The organism is Bowmanella pacifica (assembly GCF_014645355.1).
Lineage (GTDB): Bacteria > Pseudomonadota > Gammaproteobacteria > Enterobacterales > Alteromonadaceae > Bowmanella > Bowmanella pacifica.
The window spans coordinates 840774-858573 of record NZ_BMLS01000001.1; the positions used below are offsets into that span (position 1 = coordinate 840774).

Here is a 17800-nt window from a genome sequence, read left to right on the forward strand (position 1 = left end):
CCTTCAACTATGCCGTCAAAGATCCATCTTGCTCTGCAACGCTGCTCCACACTCTGGTTTGTTATCTATGCAGCCAGTGCGGCCTTTATGACTTACTTCTGCATGTACGCCTTCAGAAAAACCTTTGCGGTGGGAAGTTTTACGGAACTGGAGGGATGGCACTATGCGGTAGACTTTAAAACCGCCCTGATCCTATCTCAGGTGCTGGGCTATGCCCTGTCTAAGTTTATTGGCATCAAGGTGGTGTCGGAGATGACACCGGGCAAGCGGGCCTTTGCGATCCTCACTCTGGTCATGGCCTCTGAATTCGCCCTGGTTCTGTTTGCCGTGTTACCCGGGCAATGGAAACTGCTGAGCTTATTCTTAAACGGCTTGCCCCTTGGCATGATCTGGGGACTGGTCTTCAGTTTTCTGGAAGGACGGCGAGTGTCTGAGGTACTAGGAGCTGGCCTGAGTATCAGCTTTATTATCTCTTCCGGCGTGGTCAAAACCGTCGGCCAGTGGCTGATGCTGCAATTTGCCGTCAGTGAATACTGGATGCCGGCATTAACCGGCCTGATCTTTACTCTGCCGCTGTTTATCTCTGTTTATTTGCTGGCCCAGGTCCCGCCGCCCAACCAGCAAGATATTCAGGAACGTAATATCCGCCCTCCCATGACAGCCGCCGACCGCCGACAGTTTTTCTACAAATATATGCCGGGTCTGCTACTACTTATTCTCACTTATATGCTGCTAACCGGCATACGGGATTTCAGCGACAACTTTGCCGCCGAGATTTGGACCAGTCTGGGATTTGGCGATACACCGAGCATCTTCTCGAAGGCGGCGCTGGTCACCTCTTTTATTATTTTGGGCGTCATCAGCCTGGTGATGTTGGTTAAAGACAATATTGCCGCGCTGATGACAAACCATGCTCTGATTGTGCTGGGGACTATCATTATTGGCCTGTCGACTCTGCTGTATCAGTCGCACTGGCTGGCGGGGGATGTGTGGATGATAATGCTGACCACCGGCATCTATCTGGCTTATGTGCCCTTTAACTGTTTGCTCTTTGACCGTCTGCTATCCGCAGTGAAAGACAAGGCAAATGCCGGATTTCTTATTTACCTGGCCGACGCCATGGGCTACGCCGGTAGCGTTGGCATATTGCTGTACAAAAACTTCTTTGATCCCAATCTGAGCTGGCTGCATTTTATGCAACAAAGTGCTTACCTTATCAGCATACTGGGTAGCTTAATGATGTTTGGCTCAGCGTATTTCTTCTACCGCAAGCTAAGCAGTCAGCAAAGCCGTTTAGCGACAGTAGGCAGTGCCGGATAGCACTGCCTTGTTTATCGGTGGGAGTTATTGGCCGTGTTTGGTCGGTGTAGCAACATGAAAGCGAGGGTGGCCGAAATCGGCCCTTTTACTTTGATAATAAAGTGGATAGCGATCACCCGCACTGGCCAGGCTGAAGGTAAAGAAGAACGCCCGGCGGGTTTGGGTGGAATGATTCAGCGCCGAGCGATGAGGCAGATAGGAATTAAACAGCAGCAGATCCCCCGGGCTGGTATATACCGGCGTCCAATCCATTTGTTGTTCAAGTTCGGCAACAATACGGCCATTGTTATCACCGCCCTGATAAGTAGGCAAGATAGGCAAAGGGCGTTTGCCGACTTGCTGCCACTGATTATCCGGGTGAGTAAGCGACAAACCGTTTTCTGCCACCTCTAATGCGCCGTTTTGTGCCGTCGCCGGATCGAGGAAAACCGCCACAGTGACATGAAAATTCGGCCCGAAATCCAAATAAGCCGGAATATCCTGATGCGCCTCAAAAGCGCCGCCACCAGGTAGCTTTAAATTGCATTTATCTTTAAACAGCCGCATAGGTTGGCCCGCCAACTCAAGCAGCAAGGCCTGACAAAAGGGCACAAACTGCTCGGCAATAAAAGCCGAGCTGGCAGCAATATATTCAAAGCGGCAAGTTTGTCTGGCATTAGTGGCTTCTGGCACGGCAATCAGCTTAGCCAGCCCCTGCTGATAGTAGGCCGCGTAGCTAAGCTGGCTGGCATCAATATCAGCCAGGATCTGGCTGGCCTGTGTGGTCAGACGCTGACATTCCACATCCAGTTGAAACAACATCTCGGCAGGCAAATGCTGTTTGAGCAGCACATACCCTTTGTCGGCCAGTTGGCCAACGGCTCGTTGCATAATACTCATCAGTTGCTCCCCAGGTTGTTTACCTGCCAGTGGCACGTTTGCCATTGCGCCTGACCGGCCAGTGCCGCCAGCGCATTATCTGGGTTAATACAGACGCCATGCCGGGCAAACTCCAGCATCGGCACATCATTAATGGAATCGGAATAGGCCATATCCAGCTGCCCACGGTCCATCTGCCCTAACCAACGTTTGATTAGCGTCACCTTGCCTTCCCGGAAGCTAAATGGCGCCAGGCTGCGGTCGGTAAGCACGCCGTCCTGTATGGCCACATCAATGCCTACCGAACGCTCGATACCAAGGTAAGCGGCAATAGGTTCTACAATCAGGGTCGGGCTGGCGGAAATCAGCAGCAGTCGGTCGCCGGCCTGTTGATGTTCAGCTATCTGCTGTTGCCCCTGCACAAATACCCTGGGGGCAATAACCTGGTGCACAAAATCTTTTAGCAACGGCGCAAGCGGCGCAGCAGGCATACCAGCCAAAGGCTGCATCCAGGCCTGCATGTAGGCCTGCATATCCATTACGCCACTATCATAAGCCTGCATAATCTGCCCACAGGTACGGTAAGTGTCCGCCGCGCCAGGAAATTGCCGACTAACCAGAAAATCCAGCCAGGCCTGGGCGCTGTCTATATCAATCAGCGTACCATCAAGGTCAAATGCTACGGTTTTGGCCATCAGAGCTCCGTGTTAACAGTCAGAGGTACAGATAAATAACAGCTAAATTCTGTCACGAAATCGCAAGCAATACAGGCATGTACCCGCCCCTGTTTACCTAAAAATGTGGCGCTCGGCACCAGCGGGAAAATAGGTTGATGCCAGATATTAGGGAAGATTTGAATCCCAAAACTGCCGTCACAATAAAAAGCCACGAAGTCCTCGGGACGAATGTCATCGCCGGGTAGGGCCAGCAACGCCATAAAAGGCTCACCGTTAACGGGAAAAAACACCTGCCCGCCATCGGGGTGATAGTTGGCTTCCCTCACCAGTACGCGGCTGTAATCGCCACGCACCTCTTCGCTGGCACTGGCCGGATCGTCAAACCAACCGGAAATATAGTGGCCGTTTACCGCATGGTTACGCGCCACCATCAGTTGGCCTTTGCGTTCAAACACAAATTCCCCCTGGGTGACCCCTCCTTCATTACCCGTGCCCGACTCAACCGGACGCCAGCCAGGGGCCGGCCAGGTTTCGATTATGACCCGCTCGGTATCAAAATCATCAATCAGCCGGCCATATTTGGCAAAACTCTGTGCTGTGGCCCGCACCACGTTGACCGGGTGAACAGCAATATCTGGCGCATGCACAGACGGCATACTGTCGGTGGCAATACAGGTTTGTGCCACACTGGGATCTTTCTTCATGGCCAACTCCTTATTGCGGTAACTCAACAAACAACTGCTCAGGCATAATAGGTTGCTTGCGTTTACCCGGCGCTTTATGGAACACATCCAGCCAAGCCCCACCCGCTTCGTTAAAGTAAGTCACTCGAATGGGATGGTAGCCTGGGGTCAACTCGATTTCTCCGGCCCGCAGAATCGTGCCGTGGGCTCCGTCATTGTTCACCACTTCTTTGTCGCCTATGTACAACTTGGAGCCGTCATCTGAATAGGTATAAAACTTGTGTACTCCGGGCTGTTCTATCTTCAGCCAGGCGCGGTATTCGATGGCGTAGGACTGTTTACGCTTTGGAATGTCGGCCAAACGAAATTGGTAGCTGACCCCTTCGGCTTTTGCTGTCAGCGTGGCAAAGGTAGGCAGCACATGCCAATCGTCCCCTTCAAAATAGCCATAGCGGATCCCCTGACCTGAATTGCTTTTCACCACATGGTAATAAGCCTCGGTCACCGGACTTTGCTCCTGGCCGGAAAACTGTCTGGCTCGCAGGACCGCGGAGCGCTCAAGTTTAAACGGCTTTTGATAACGGGCTGAATTACGCGTGGGCTCGCTGCCATCCAGGGTGTAGCGAACTTCTGCACCGGCGACCGTCGCTTTTATCTTCACCTCGGCGGCCTTATCTATATACAAGCCTCCCGCTGACTCGTACAAATGCGCCTCTGGATACAAGATAGGTGCTGCCAGCACAGTTTGTGCACCGGCGGAGGCTAACGGTGCCGGATCGGGATAGCCGCTGAATCCGCTGACAATGGCCTTTCCAATCCAGCTTGGATGTTCCTGCATATCCAACAACCAGGCAACAGTCGCCCCACTGTCATAGGTATAAACAAAATCCTGAATACGATAATCCGGTTTGACTCCCTGGCCATACAACACAAAGGGGATCAGGATTTCGTCAAGGGTTTCGCCGCCGTGGCCGTAACCAAAACCGCCATGGTCGGAGGTAATAATAAAGACAGTATCCTTCAGCATGTTGGCACCGGCCGCCGCCGCAACCAGTTCACCTATCAACCGATCGGCCTCACTGATGGCCTGGTAATAGTCAGGGGTTTTATGGCCGTGGTGATGGCCCGCCCCATCCACCTCATCCAGATGGATAAACAGAAACTCCGGCTGCTTTTCCACCAGATAGGTTCTGGCCAGCGCCATAGTGTGCTGGTCGGACTCGCCCTTTTGGTCATAACTTAAGGCTGAGCGCTCAATCAGGCGAGCAAAGCCGCCCCAGGTATAAACTGCGCCAATCTGAGCATCGGGTCGTTGCAGCCGGTATTGGCCAAACAAAGTGGGGAAAATATCCTCCATACCAGTGGTGGCAGGTGGTAGGGAAAAGTCATCCTGCTCCCAGCCGTTGGACGTGACGCCATGCTGTTCAGGGCCGGATGCCGACACCATGGATTTCCAGTTCGTGCTGCTGGATGTGGGCAACACCGCCCGCGCCGTCATGGTCGAGGCCCCCTTTGCCATCAGCCTGTCCAGATTAGGGGTAGAAGCCTTGCTGATACCGTCCGGGCTCATTCCATCCACACCAATCAGCACTACATGTTTGGGCTTTTGCGCCAGACTTTGGGCGACAACCGGGGTACAGACCAACCAGGAGAAAATCCAGCCCATCAACAACAAAACAGAAGATTTATACATTTACGTTTTCCCGAAAAAACTAAAGCAGCGGACGCATCTGCGCCCACTGCCCAAAGGATGAATAAAAATTAAAAAGAAGCGCGTAAACCGAGGCTGAGCCGACGACCAGACACTTGCAGCATCTTCGGATACAACGGGGACACCATGTATTCAGAGATATGCTCATCGGTAAGGTTGATCACCTTGGCTGTCAGTTTGATATGCTCGTTAATCTCATAGCCGGCAGAGAAGTCAAACTGGCCGTAGGCATCGCGATAAACCGGGTACAGGTTGTCTTCCAAGGATGTTACCGATTCGCCTTTGTAGTTGTATGACAAGCGCGCATCAAAACCATGCTTCTCGTAATACAACGTGGCGTTGTAAGAGTCTTCGGACAGACCAAACATTGGCACTTGCAGACCGATGTCAGAGATATGGCCATCAGAACTACTAACCCGCGTATAGTTAGCATTGATACCGAAGCCATCTAAGCTGTCGCTCAACATGGACAAGGGGAACTGCGCAATTACCTCAGCCCCTTTTATGCTGGAGCCTTCACCATTAACGAAGGAATACACTTCATATTCCTCGCCCTGATATTGGGTCGTGCCCGTTTTGGCCTCGGTAATAAAGGATTCCAGATCCTTATAAAAGGCGGTCACAGCAAACAAAGCGTCTTCATCCACATACCATTCAAAGGCCAGGTCAAACTGATTGGCACGCAAAGGATCAAGGTCGGCATTGCCCATCTTGATAGTCTTGTCGTTGGTACTGATATTACGCTTGCCAGACAATTGGCTCAGGGAAGCACGAGACATTACTTTGGCCGCCGCGAAACGCACCAGCATATCGTCATTTAATGACAGGCTGAGGTTCATGCTGGGTAGCGTATCGGCGTAGTCCGCGTCAAACTGCACGGGGGCATCGCTCCATTGGCCATCAATGTTCTGGTAACCGAACGAGGTTTGCTGGGTGTCGATACGGCGTCCCCCCAGGTTCAACTCGACCGGCATATCAGCCACATCAAAGCTGAAATCCGCCATGGCATAGAAGGCCAGTACATCTTCATCAACCTGATAATGATCATTGAAGAAGTAATTGGGCTCCAGACCATCCACATAGTATTGCTCACGAGCCCAGGCATTGGGGATAACCACCCAAGAGTCAAACTTGCCGGAGATCTCGGACATATAATCCTTGCCCGGAATCACATCATTGACCGATACCACATGATCCACAGGTAATGGCAGGCCTACCCATTCGTCTGAGGTAGACTGACGCCCCCCTTCACCTTTGTAGATGGTTTCACCTTGTACTTCGGTCCAGCCATGATCGTGAGTCATGGATTTTTGTGAATAGCGACTACCAAAATGAACTGAGACCAGGGCCGGCAGGGCATCAAACTGCAGATTCTTCTGGAAGTCAGCCTGATAGACCAGCTTGTCGTCTTCTACCTTGGTATTGTCAAAGTCCCAGAACTTAAAAGTGTAATCAGACACATCGTTGGCCAGATCAAAACCTTCACTGCTGCGAACCATGCCATTGTCGGTATATTGCTGCGTTAAGGGCGCAAAATTAATCCATTTGGCCTGAGTGCGCTGATAGTCACGCTCGGCACCGCTGTAGCCAATCAAGGCATCCACTGTCCAGCCATCCACCAGCCAGTTCAGGGTAAAGCTGGCTTGCTGATAATCCTCATCACGGTAGCGGTCATAGGATTTAAACTCGTGCTGGGTGTTGTCAAAGGTACCTTTGGTTACTACACCGTTCTGATCTATGGTCAAATCCCTGGCACGGGTGGCATCACCAGACCAGGAGCCAAACAGATAGTCATCTTCCTTGCCGGAGAAGTTTCCGGCCATTAAATCCAATCCCAGCTCCAGACTGTCGGTAGGACGATACTGAAATGCTGCGGTCGCGCCCCACTTTTCCTGGTCATTGAGGATAATGTCATCACGCACGTTTTCTGCGTACAGGGCATCGGGTGATACATCATCAGGCAGAGCAATGGATCTGGCATGCTCTGCGGCTTGTACCGCTGCCGCTTCACTTTGACCGGCAGCTATCGCCTGCTTATAGGTAATGGCGTAGGCATCATCGCGAATACTACCCAGGGTTTTAAATTCTGCGGTATCGGCCTGGTCGGTACGAACCGTGCGATCTTCTGCCGCATAAGAAAACAACATGCCCCACTTATCATCCTGATTTTTGCTTATCAGGAAGGAATAGCGCGGGTCGGTTTTCTCCGACAAATCGTTGTAAGCCCCTTCTACCGACGCAATAGCGCGGGTGCCGCTGTAATCAAAAGGACGGGCCGTTTGAATTGCCACTACACCAGCCACGCCACCTTCTTCATCAGCCGCAGTGGGCGACTTCTTCACGGTTATTGACTGAATAAGCTCAGAGGCAAAAATATCAAAGTTAACATCACGGCCGCCATTACCCGATGAGGTAGATACGTTGTTAATGGTGGTGTGGGTGTATTCCACACCCAGGCTACGCACATTCACCTTAGTGCCCATGCCTTTGTTACGCTCAATGGCGACACCCGGAATACGTTGCATGGCTTCCGCCAGGTTCTGATCAGGGAAATCGGCGATGTCTGTGGCAACAATAGAATCTGAGATCGCAATATTGACCCGTTTCATATCCACTGCTTGTGCCAAACTTTCGCGATAGCTTCCGGTTACCACGATATTCTCAATGTCGGCAGCGGTTGCGGCCGGCTCGGCTGTTTGCGCCCATATTCCTTGGCTACCCAGCGCTGCGGCTACGGCAACAAAGGCCGGTTTTAATCCGCATGCAGTCCAACGTTTCGGCTGTTTCATGGTGATGTTCCTACTGAGTGTGTTAACCAAATACCCCGCTATTGAAGCAAGTGAATATGACAAATCGATGAAATGGTATATACCAGATTTAATTTATTTAATATTGGATAAGCCAGTTTCAAACATTGTGGTAACCTATGGTTGCTAATTTCGTTACACAGCCAAGGAACTATGCAGAGTCAGTCAAAACCTCATCGCACTTATCAGGCACTCAGGGATCAACTTGCCGAACGCATTCAAAACGGTGTCTACAGTGAATACCAGAAACTGCCGTCCGAACGTTTGCTGGCCGAAGAACTGGACACTACCCGTCTGACCTTGCGAGACGCCCTGTTTCAGTTGGAAATAGAAGGCAAAGTCTTTCGTATGGACAGGCGCGGTTGGTTTATTTCCGGGCGCCGGCTGGTGTTTGATCCTTATCTGGATAAAGGCTTTATGACCAACGTGCATGAGCAAGGCATGACACCCGATACGAAACTGCTCAAACTGGAAGAAATCAAAGCCAGCAGCACACTGGCCAAGGCCCTTAAGCTGGCGCCGGGTGCCGGGGTTTATCATCTGCAACGACAGCGCTTTATTAACAAACGCCCGGTGCTGGTGGAGGACATTTACTTAGATCAATCCCGCTTTCCCGGCCTCAGACACACAGATATCAACGGCTCGTTAAGCTTGGTATTAAAAGAGGTCTATTCGGTAAGCGTGGCCTACTCGCATATCGAGATCACCCCCGTGGTATTCAACGCGTTGCACGCTAAGCAATTACAGGTATCACCCGGCACCCCCGCCACCTTGATCACCCGCACCAGTTTTGACAGCCAGGGCCTCGTGGTGGAATACGATAAGGAATATTGGGTGGCTGATATCCTCAAGATCGAGCTGGCCACCCAAAGTAAATAGTCTCAGTCGCCGTCGGTATATTGGCCATACCGACGGCACATAATGCCACACCATCAGTATCCAAAAGAGCGACACGAGTACGCGCATTTTCTTATCTATCCCCCCTTGCGCACTGTTTAATAATGCAACACATCCGATTCCATATAGCATCAAGCCGATTCACATATGAATCATCCCAACAAATGCTAACCTATTGTTAATGCGTAACTAGCTGAAAAATTTAGAGTTACAAGCGATTAACAAGACTGGCCCGATTGTTGCCTTAGTTAAACAACGGTAAAAATATCATCGACTGATTGAGAGTAATGCAAGTATCCCATTTTAAATCTGCAGGCAGGCTGATCACTGGCCAGGGTGCAACGGCGTCGCTCAAGGACGAGCTGTTGCGACTTAACATTCGCAAACCTTTTGTTGTCACCGACCCCGGTGTTTATCAATCCGGGGCCCTTGAGCATATTCTCTGCCAGCTCGACAAAGACGTGGCGGTTTACAAAGACATTCCCCCGGAGCCGGAAATCGAAGTAATCGAAAACTGCCTGGCCGAATTCAACGCCAATGCCTTTGACGGCATTATTGCCGTGGGTGGTGGCAGCGCTATCGACAGCGCTAAAGTGCTGGCAGTAGCGGCCAGTCAACAAGGGGAGATTGCTTCCCTGTTCGGCACCGACCAGGTGAAAGGTCGGCATATTCCGCTTATCGCCATTCCCACCACCGCAGGTACCGGCTCAGAGGTTACCAACATTGCCATTTTGTCGGACCCGGCAGAGCAGTTAAAAAAGGGCATCGTCAGTGATTATTTGCTACCGGATGTGGCCATTGTCTCCCCGGAGATGACCCTAAGCTGCCCTAAATCGGTAACCGCGGCCAGCGGCATCGATGCGCTGGTGCATGCCATTGAGTCTTATCTGTCGGTGCATGCCAATGCGGTAACTGATGCACTGGCGATTAAAGCCATGCAACTGATCTACCCCGCTCTGCCCAAAGCCTATGCCAGGGGCGATAACATCCAGGCCCGGGAACATATGGCCACCGGCAGTTTGCTGGCGGGTTTAGCATTTGGTAATGCCGGTGTAGGGGCGGTGCATGCCCTGGCCTATCCGCTTGGCGGGCGCTACCACTTGTCACACGGGCTGAGCAACGCGGTGATGTTACCCCATGTGCTGCAATGGAATCTGATGGCCAGCCGGGAGCGTTTTACCGATATCGCTGCCGCCATTGGCTTACCCAGTCACGGTCGCAGCCAGCAGGACATCGGCCAAAGCCTGGTGGACGCCATTACCACCTTGTGCCGCGAAGTCGAAATACCGGCGCGCTTGCGTGAATTCTCGATTCAGGAAAATGACATTCCCTTGTTAGCCAAGGAGGCCAGCAAAGTGACCCGCTTGCTAAACAATAACCCGCGCGCCCTGAGCGAGTCAGATATTGAGCGCATTTACCGCGCCGCCTACTAATAACAATGAGTAAAAGCATGAGCAGCAACCAGCCACCAGTCAGCCAGGAAGCCCCGTATTTTGGCTTCGGCCCGTTTAAGATCCGCCTGCCTTTTGTCCACTACCGATTGGAGTTGCCGGATTATTTGCAGGGCCTGCTGATGTGTGCGGTGGACTTGGCCGCCATTCCGCTGATGACGGAAATTCTGGGTATGCCATTCGAGGCCGCACTGGCCATAGTGATGTTAAACGGCTTGCTGTACCTACTGCACCACCTGCTCGGTGACCCGGTCATTCCAGGTTGGATCACCCCGGCCATCCCGCTCCTGATGGCTTATGTGGAAGCCTTTGATCCCGGCACCGACAGAGTGCATGCGCTGATTGCCTTTCAGATGATGCTGGGACTGTTGGTGATACTGCTGGGTAAAACCGGTATGGCCGCCAGGGTTGTGCATCTCATCCCCCATGCCATCAAATCCGGCATCATTATTGGTGCAGGGCTGGCTGCGGTGGCGGTGGTGTTTAAAGAAGGCGGTCGCTTTGATAGCTACCCTATCACCATCAGTATCGCGGTGGGGGTGGCCTTTTATCTGATTTTCTCCGGTCACTTCGCCCGTTTGCGCCAGCGCGGTCATATCTGGGCCACCGTAGGTAAACTCGGCGTCTTCCCTATCATTATCCTGGCGGTCATTGTGGCACCGCTGGTCAATGAAGCGCCCTGGCCGAATGTCGAATGGGGCTTTACTCAGCCGGACTTTGCCCTGATGTGGAGTGAGTACACGGTATTCGGGGTAGGTTTACCACCGCTTAGCATGTTCCTGACCGCACTGCCTACCGTGCTGGCCACCTATATCGTGGTGTTCGGCGATGTGTTGCAGACCAAAGCTATTTTGAAAGAAGCGGATGAAGTTCGCCAGGACGAGAAAATTGACTACAACCCTAATCGTTCACATCTGATCTTCGGTGGCCGCAACCTGTTTATGAGCATATTCGGACCGGACGTAGTGATGTGTGGTCCGCTATGGGCCGCCATGCATGTGGTGACAGTTGAGCGCTATAAGCAGGGCAAGCAAGCCATGCAGAGTATCTTTGGCGGCTCCGGCTCCTTCCGCTGGGGCACCAACACCGGCCTGTTGCTGCTACCTATTGTCAGTCTGGTACAACCCATACTGGGGGTGGCCCTGGCCCTGACACTGCTGATTCAAGGCTTTGTTAGTGTGCGAATCGGCATTATGGAATCCCGCAGCCAGCGAGACCTGGGCATAGCCGGGGTCATTGCCGCCGTACTGACCGTCAAAGGCGCGGCCTGGGCATTCGCCGTGGGACTGGCGCTGGTCGTCCTTATCTACGGCCGGGACGCGTTGCGCGGTGAAGTGGACCGCACTTTTGTAAAAGATCAACAGCGTAAGGATAACCCGCATGACGCGCTTTGATGTCGATGCACTGCAGCCGGTACTCGACGCCCTGCAGGACGGTGTCTATATCACCAATGGTGAAGGTCTGACCCTGACCATCAATCAGGCCTATGAACGTATTACCGGATTGCAGCGCCACAAGATAGTCGGCAAGCACATGAGTGAACTGGTGCAACAGGGCTATATTTCCAAGTCGGCCAGCCTGGAAGTGATCCGCGAGCGCCAGCCTGTCACCTTGGTGCAGACCATTATGGGCGATCGCAAGATCCTGGTCAGCGGTAACCCCATGTTTGACGATCAGGGGCGTATTGAGCTGGTCGTCACCAACGTGCGCGATGTAACCGAACTGCTCAGAGCCAAACATGCCGAGGAACAACTGGAACAACTGCTCAGTCGCTTTGAGCAATATGCCAATGAGTTACCCGAAACCGGCCAGCAAAACGGCTTGCTGGTCGGCAAGAAAACCCAGGAATGCTACGCCCTGGCCAAGCGCATTGCCCCGACTCAGGTCAAGATATTGATTCAGGGCGAAACCGGCACAGGTAAAACCCAGCTGGCCCGCTATATCCACCAGCAAAGTGACAGGGCTGATAACCCCTTTATCGCCCTGAACTGTGCGGCGATGCCGGAAGGCCTGATTGAAGCCGAGCTGTTTGGCTATGTGCCAGGTGCCTTTACCGGTGCCTCCACTAAAGGCAAAGCCGGTTTATTGGAAGTGGCCAACGGCGGCACCTTATTTTTGGACGAAATCGGCGATTTGCCCTTGGCCTTGCAAGCTAAGTTGCTCAAGGTCATCGAGGACAATAAATACCTGCCCATCGGCGGCACTAAGCTGAAATCCACCAACATCAGAATGATCACGGCCACCCACCATGACCTGGCGGCGGCCACACAGCAAGGTCGTTTTAGGGAAGATTTGTTCTACCGCATCAGTGTGATGCCGCTAACCCTGCCACCACTCAGACACAGACAGGAGGAAATCCTGCCCCTGTTTAACCATTACTTGGCGCAGTTCTGCGAGCAGTATCAGTGTTCGCGCCAGCTTAGCCCGGAAGCCACCGAACTGCTGATGCAGTATGAATGGCCGGGCAATATCCGCGAGCTGATCAACCTGGCTGAGCGTCTGGCGATCAGCACCAGAGCGGAAGAAATTCAGGTGCAGGATCTGCCAGCGGAACTGCGTTTCTTAAATGTATCCCCCAACGAACATGTGGGCGGTGGCCTCAAAGATCAGGTGGCCGCACTGGAACACCGTCTGATTGAGTCGGCCCTGGCCCAATACGGAACTACCCGGGCGGCGGCAGCGGCACTGGGGATCAATCAATCCACCCTGGTGAAAAAGCGCCAGGCTTTCCAAATGACGAACAAGGCATCATCGTGACGTTAACCAAGCTAGAGATTTTTAAACAGCATTGTCTTATCAATGGTCAGTGGACAAGCACTGACAACAGCTTGCCGGTGACCAATCCGGCCAACGGCGACGTTATCGCCCAGGTGCCAGATTTATCCGCAGAGCAGGTGAATGAAGCCATAGTCCATGCCCAGCAGGCCATGCTCAGTTGGCGGGCATTGTCACCGGCCCAGCGCGGCGCTCTGCTCAAAGCCTGGTATGCCCTGATCATGGCCCATCAGGATGAACTGGCGCTGATTATGACCTCAGAGCAGGGTAAACCCCTGAGTGAGGCAAAGGGCGAGATTGCTTATGCCGCCAGCTATGTGGAATGGTTTGCCGAAGAAGCCATGCGCATTCAAGGCGAAGTGCTGCCTGCCGCCAATGCGCAGCAACGTATTATTGTCAGTAGGGAGCCGGTAGGCGTCTGCGCTGCCATTACTCCCTGGAATTTCCCGGCCGCCATGATCACCCGAAAAGTTGCACCGGCCCTGGCCGCCGGTTGCAGCATGCTGGTTAAACCGGCCCAGCAGACCCCGCTGACCGCCCTGGCTCTGGGCGAACTGGCCTGCCGGGCCGGTATCCCTGCCGGGGTACTACAGATTGTTACCGGTGATGCCCGCACTATAGGTGAAGCATTGACCGCCAATCCTATCGTCAGAAAACTGAGTTTTACCGGCTCCACCCGCATCGGTTCGTTGTTAATGGCGCAGTGTGCCAAAGACGTAAAACGCCTGTCGCTGGAGCTAGGCGGCAATGCGCCCTTTATCGTCTTCGACGATGCCGATGTGGAACTAGCGGTGGCCGAACTGATCAAAGCCAAATTCAGAAACGCTGGGCAAACCTGCATATCCCCCAACCGGGTGTATGTGCAGGAAGACCTGATGCCGGCCTTCACCGCTCAGTTAGTCGAGCAAGTTTCACAACTGCGCCTGGGTGATGGCCTTGCACCTGACACTCAGATTGGCCCCCTTATCGATGCGGCCGCCGTTGCCAAAGTGGAAGCCCATGTGGCTGATGCGCTCAGCGCTGGCGCTACCTTGCTGTGCGGCGGTGAACGCTTGTCGGCACAACATAACTGGTACAAGCCAACCGTGTTAGCGGAGGTTCCGCCCACAGCGCAATGTGCCTGTGAAGAAACATTTGGCCCGCTGCTGCCGCTTATCTCTTTTAGCACCGAACAACAGGTTATTGGCTACGCCAATGACACCCCATTTGGTCTCGCTGCCTACTTGTTTTCAGACAATCTGCACCGCGTACAACGTGTGGTAGAGCAAATTGAAAGCGGCATGGTGGGGATCAATACCGGCGTAATTTCTGCTGCCAACGCTCCTTTTGGTGGGGTGAAAGCCAGCGGACTTGGACGCGAAGGTGCCCATGTCGGCATCGAAGAATATCTGGAAATGAAGTACCAGTGTTACGGCATAAAACGCCACTAACACCCTACCGGATGCTCCCTGCCTAAGCTCACAGAAGCGGGCAGAGAATTAATAACAACAGGAGAAAAACATGTTCAACATCCACACCCGTGCTCTTGGCACTATCGCCTCGATTGTCGGTTTCACGCTGCTGGGCGCCACCGCCACGCAGACCATTGCGCAGGAAAGCCCAATGGCCAGCATTCAAAAGGACATGCCTAAAAACTGGGGTAAATGGGGTAAAGAAGACCAGATTGGTGCCCTTAACTACCTTGATGCAGCCCAGGTAAAACGCGGATTGGCGGCGGCTAAGCAAGGTACCAAGTTTACTCTGCAATTGCCCATGATCCACGGTGTCGGCCCGGTCTTCCCTGGCCGTGTGCCGGTAATGCACTTTATGTCTCAGGATGAAGGTCTGTATTCATCAGATAAATCTGCCCCGCTGGCCGGTGGTATGAAGTACTCAGACGATGCGGTCTTTATGTATCTGCAAGGCACCACGCACGTCGATGCCCTGGGACATGCCTGGTATGACGATAAGGTATATAACGGGAAGTCTTCCGATACCACAGTGCATGGGCACAGCTTTGTCGGTATCTCCGAGCTGGGTGATGAAGGCATAGTCGGTCGCGGTATTCTGCTGGACATTGGCCGCCTTAAAGGTGACAAAAATCACCGTCTGGCCCCTAATGAATGCGTAACCCTGGCGGATCTGAAAGCTGCTGAAAAGCGCCAGAAAACCAAGGTAGAGAAGCGCGATATTCTGGTGATCCGCACCGGTTCCATGGGCCGTTTCTACGACAAAGAAGATGCCAAAAACTGGTCAGCCTTAACCGAGCCAGGCCTGTGCTACGGCAAGGACCTGATCAAGTGGATAGATGACATGGAAATTCCGGTTATCGCGTCTGACAACCTGGCGGTTGAGAAGTCATTCCAGAAAATTGACGGCGAAGACTATGTTATCCCGCTGCACGGTGCGTTGATTCGCGACTTGGGTGTGGTGCTGACCGAATTGTACTGGTTGGACGATATTGCCGAAGCCAGTGCCAAAGACGGCCAATACAGCTTCTTCTTCTCTGCCACGCCACTGAAAATGGAAGGCGGCACAGGTTCCCCGGTTAACCCACTGGCGATCCGCTAACCACACACCGCTCCCGTTTTCTGCAAACTACGCAGCGCCTTCACTTTCAGAAGGCGTGACGGGATCGCTGTGTCTGAAATAACCCTTTTATCGGCCCGGCAACCCATGTCGGGCACAGGACACAAGTGGATAAAGACAATGAAAAAAACACAATTACGCTTAACGGCATTGGCTGCAGCAACGGCCGCTTCTCTTGCCACTCCCGCCCAAGCAGTTGAAATTACTCAGGATGACTGGACATTTAACTTCAACGGTTTTGTCAACACTCACGCCTTGTATGTGAGCTGTGATGACAGTGGTAATACGGTGGCCGGTAATGCCCTGCTTTGCCAGGGCGACGACGCCAGCTCGGTATCAAATGGCTACAGCCCGGCCAGTTTCAGTTTCAGCGCAGGCACCTCAAAAAACGGCTGGGATCTTAAGGCCACCCTAGCCATCGAACCCGGCAATACCGACAACACCGCGTTTAACGGCAGTGGCGATAACAAAGCCTACCGCGCATTTTTTACCGTTGGTAATGCCGAATACGGCACTTTAAAAGCCGGGCGCGACTACGGGGTATTCGGTATTGATATCGTACTGGAAGATATGTCGCTGGGTGGCGTAGGCGCGCCGGCCAGTGTTACCTCGCCACTGAACACCAGTCTGGGTGGCGCTGGTTATGGCTATATTTTTACCGACAGGTTGTCACAAATCACCTATAGCTACCAAAGTGAAAGTGGCATTGATGCGGTAGTGGGTATTTACCAGCCGTTGGATTTAGTTTCATTCGGCGGTAACGGTTACGTGGGCGACACCGGCTCCAGCCGCCCGGGTATTCACGGCAAATTGCGCTACAACGCAGAAAAAGGCTATATCTCCACTACTTTTATCAGCCAGGATGTCGATCTTCCGCAAAACGGCTATACGGCGTCTGCTATCGACGTTACGGCGGCGTTTGATTTGGGCAACACTCACTTGGTGCTGTCCGGTTTCACCGCCAAGGGTATGGGCTACTATGGCCTGTTAATTGACGCTGCAGATGCCACTGGGGAAGCCAGGGATAGTGACGGCTGGTTTGCCCAGGCTACCCACCTGTTCGGCAAAACCAAAGTAGGGATTAACTATGGTCGTTCCAGCGTCGACTTAACCGCCAACGACAGTATGGTGCAGGTTAAAGACCAAACCAAAGCGACATTCGGCGTATACCATCCGGTTTTGGATTTATTTACCCTGGCGGTGGAAGTCTCGGATGTGCAGGCACGTAGCCACTTAGGTGATGAACTGGACAATACCGCCTTCAGCGTTGGCGTGATGACCAGCTTCTAAAACTGTAGCATGACGGCGTAAGACCACGCCGTCTGCTCTTTGGGGCGCCCGTAACCGACCTTTGCCCATCAAACCTTAAAACAGTATTTTCGCTCAGGGCGACCAATTGAGCCGTGAATATTCTTCACGTCCATTTCTTTAAGCTCCACCAAATAGTCCAGATAACGGCGCATGGTGGTGCGACTTAAACCGGTAAAGGAGCCGAACTCATCGACGTTGTAAAAGGTATCGGAATGCTGGGTCAATGCCTGGCGAACCGATTGCAAGGTCATCTCGTCAATACCTTTAGGCAGAGGTAGCACATTCCCTTCAGCACAGACAGCAATGCTGTGGAACACCAGATCAAAGTACTCCTGTTGATCCAATTGGGCTCTTTGCAGGCCAGTATCACGCTGTTTATAAGCTTGCAGGCTCTTTTGCAGACGAGAAAAGGGCATTGGCTTTAGAATAAAGTCCATCACCCCCAGTCGAATCAGCGCTTTTACACAGTCGGCGGACTGGGCTGCGGATACCACGATAAAATCGATATCCAGCGCCTGCGCTCTAACCCAATTGATAAATTGAATGCCATCTTCCTGCTGCAGTTTAACGTCCATGATGACAAGATCGGGTTCAAGTATTTCGACACTGGTTTTCGCCTCATGCATAGTCTCTGCTATGGCAACCGTCTCAAACCCCTGAATGTCATCAACAAAGCGCTTTTGCAGCTGAGCCACACGGCTGTCTGGTTCCAGAAGTAATACTCTTTTCAATTGGCCTCCTC

At 52.8% G+C, this 17800-nt stretch carries 14 protein-coding genes; 8 read left to right on the forward strand and 6 right to left on the reverse strand.

Annotated elements, in window-relative coordinates; translation table 11 throughout:
• Positions 1-9 precede the first annotated feature (9 nt).
• A complete protein-coding gene (locus IEX02_RS03320) occupies positions 10-1320 on the forward strand; it encodes a DUF5690 family protein (protein ID WP_188690250.1) in 1311 nt (436 codons plus the stop codon).
• Between the two features lie 24 nt (positions 1321-1344).
• On the opposite strand, the gene IEX02_RS03325 is transcribed toward IEX02_RS03320, so the two are convergent.
• The 5 genes from IEX02_RS03325 to IEX02_RS03345 form a co-directional block, all read right to left on the reverse strand.
• Positions 1345-2199 carry a phytanoyl-CoA dioxygenase family protein gene (locus IEX02_RS03325; protein WP_188690252.1) on the reverse strand — a complete coding sequence of 285 codons (855 nt, stop codon included), beginning with the start codon at positions 2197-2199 and terminating at the stop codon, positions 1345-1347.
• Positions 2199-2873, reverse strand: coding sequence for an HAD family hydrolase (locus IEX02_RS03330; RefSeq protein ID WP_188690254.1), 675 nt, complete (start codon positions 2871-2873; stop codon positions 2199-2201). Before IEX02_RS03330 ends, IEX02_RS03325 begins: the two co-directional genes overlap by 1 nt.
• Complete coding sequence (locus IEX02_RS03335; protein WP_188690257.1) at positions 2873-3559, reverse strand: ureidoglycolate lyase; 687 nt, start codon at positions 3557-3559, stop codon at positions 2873-2875. The genes IEX02_RS03330 and IEX02_RS03335 overlap by 1 nt, the downstream gene beginning before the upstream one ends.
• 10 nt (positions 3560-3569) lie before the next feature.
• The gene (locus IEX02_RS03340; protein ID WP_188690260.1) at positions 3570-5231 is read right to left on the reverse strand and encodes an alkaline phosphatase family protein; all 1662 of its coding nucleotides are present in this window, start codon (positions 5229-5231) and stop codon (positions 3570-3572) included.
• A gap of 68 nt (positions 5232-5299) precedes the next feature.
• Entirely contained in the window at positions 5300-8038 is a 2739-nt protein-coding gene (locus IEX02_RS03345; RefSeq protein ID WP_188690263.1) for a TonB-dependent receptor, read from the reverse strand.
• 171 nt (positions 8039-8209) lie between these two features.
• Here IEX02_RS03345 and IEX02_RS03350 point away from each other — a divergent pair, with 171 nt between their 5' ends.
• The 7 genes from IEX02_RS03350 to IEX02_RS03380 all read left to right on the forward strand — a co-directional run bounded on the left by IEX02_RS03350 (position 8210) and on the right by IEX02_RS03380 (position 17037).
• A complete protein-coding gene (locus tag IEX02_RS03350; RefSeq protein WP_188690266.1) occupies positions 8210-8935 on the forward strand; it encodes a UTRA domain-containing protein in 726 nt (241 codons plus the stop codon).
• 305 nt (positions 8936-9240) lie between these two features.
• Positions 9241-10386, forward strand: a complete 1146-nt coding sequence (locus IEX02_RS03355; protein WP_188690269.1) for an iron-containing alcohol dehydrogenase — start codon at positions 9241-9243, stop codon at positions 10384-10386.
• A 17-nt stretch (positions 10387-10403) separates the two neighbouring features.
• Positions 10404-11798, forward strand: coding sequence for a hypothetical protein (locus tag IEX02_RS03360; RefSeq protein WP_188690272.1), 1395 nt, complete (start codon positions 10404-10406; stop codon positions 11796-11798).
• Positions 11785-13161, forward strand: coding sequence for a sigma-54 interaction domain-containing protein (locus IEX02_RS03365; protein WP_188690274.1), 1377 nt, complete (start codon positions 11785-11787; stop codon positions 13159-13161). Before IEX02_RS03360 ends, IEX02_RS03365 begins: the two co-directional genes overlap by 14 nt.
• The gene (locus tag IEX02_RS03370; protein ID WP_188690275.1) at positions 13158-14609 is read left to right on the forward strand and encodes an NAD-dependent succinate-semialdehyde dehydrogenase; all 1452 of its coding nucleotides are present in this window, start codon (positions 13158-13160) and stop codon (positions 14607-14609) included. The genes IEX02_RS03365 and IEX02_RS03370 overlap by 4 nt, the downstream gene beginning before the upstream one ends.
• 70 nt (positions 14610-14679) lie before the next feature.
• Positions 14680-15729 carry a cyclase family protein gene (locus IEX02_RS03375; protein WP_188690276.1) on the forward strand — a complete coding sequence of 350 codons (1050 nt, stop codon included), beginning with the start codon at positions 14680-14682 and terminating at the stop codon, positions 15727-15729.
• 138 nt (positions 15730-15867) lie between these two features.
• A complete protein-coding gene (locus tag IEX02_RS03380; protein WP_188690277.1) occupies positions 15868-17037 on the forward strand; it encodes a porin family protein in 1170 nt (389 codons plus the stop codon).
• Between the two features lie 68 nt (positions 17038-17105).
• Here IEX02_RS03380 and IEX02_RS03385 read toward each other — a convergent pair whose 3' ends face one another.
• Positions 17106-17789 (reverse strand): response regulator, encoded by a 684-nt coding sequence (locus IEX02_RS03385; protein WP_188690278.1) that lies wholly within the window; start codon positions 17787-17789, stop codon positions 17106-17108.
• Positions 17790-17800: the final 11 nt, after the last annotated feature.

What these genes read in the sequence shown, in the direction of transcription:
- IEX02_RS03320 (WP_188690250.1), top strand. Translation starts at nt 10, where the DNA reads ATGCCGTCAAAGATCCATCTTGCTCTGCAACGCTGCTCCACACTCTGG.
- IEX02_RS03325 (WP_188690252.1), bottom strand. Translation starts at nt 2,199, where the DNA reads ATGAGTATTATGCAACGAGCCGTTGGCCAACTGGCCGACAAAGGGTAT.
- IEX02_RS03330 (WP_188690254.1), bottom strand. Translation starts at nt 2,873, where the DNA reads ATGGCCAAAACCGTAGCATTTGACCTTGATGGTACGCTGATTGATATA.
- IEX02_RS03335 (WP_188690257.1), bottom strand. Translation starts at nt 3,559, where the DNA reads ATGAAGAAAGATCCCAGTGTGGCACAAACCTGTATTGCCACCGACAGT.
- IEX02_RS03340 (WP_188690260.1), bottom strand. Translation starts at nt 5,231, where the DNA reads ATGTATAAATCTTCTGTTTTGTTGTTGATGGGCTGGATTTTCTCCTGG.
- IEX02_RS03345 (WP_188690263.1), bottom strand. Translation starts at nt 8,038, where the DNA reads ATGAAACAGCCGAAACGTTGGACTGCATGCGGATTAAAACCGGCCTTT.
- IEX02_RS03350 (WP_188690266.1), top strand. Translation starts at nt 8,210, where the DNA reads ATGCAGAGTCAGTCAAAACCTCATCGCACTTATCAGGCACTCAGGGAT.
- IEX02_RS03355 (WP_188690269.1), top strand. Translation starts at nt 9,241, where the DNA reads ATGCAAGTATCCCATTTTAAATCTGCAGGCAGGCTGATCACTGGCCAG.
- IEX02_RS03360 (WP_188690272.1), top strand. Translation starts at nt 10,404, where the DNA reads ATGAGCAGCAACCAGCCACCAGTCAGCCAGGAAGCCCCGTATTTTGGC.
- IEX02_RS03365 (WP_188690274.1), top strand. Translation starts at nt 11,785, where the DNA reads ATGACGCGCTTTGATGTCGATGCACTGCAGCCGGTACTCGACGCCCTG.
- IEX02_RS03375 (WP_188690276.1), top strand. Translation starts at nt 14,680, where the DNA reads ATGTTCAACATCCACACCCGTGCTCTTGGCACTATCGCCTCGATTGTC.
- IEX02_RS03380 (WP_188690277.1), top strand. Translation starts at nt 15,868, where the DNA reads ATGAAAAAAACACAATTACGCTTAACGGCATTGGCTGCAGCAACGGCC.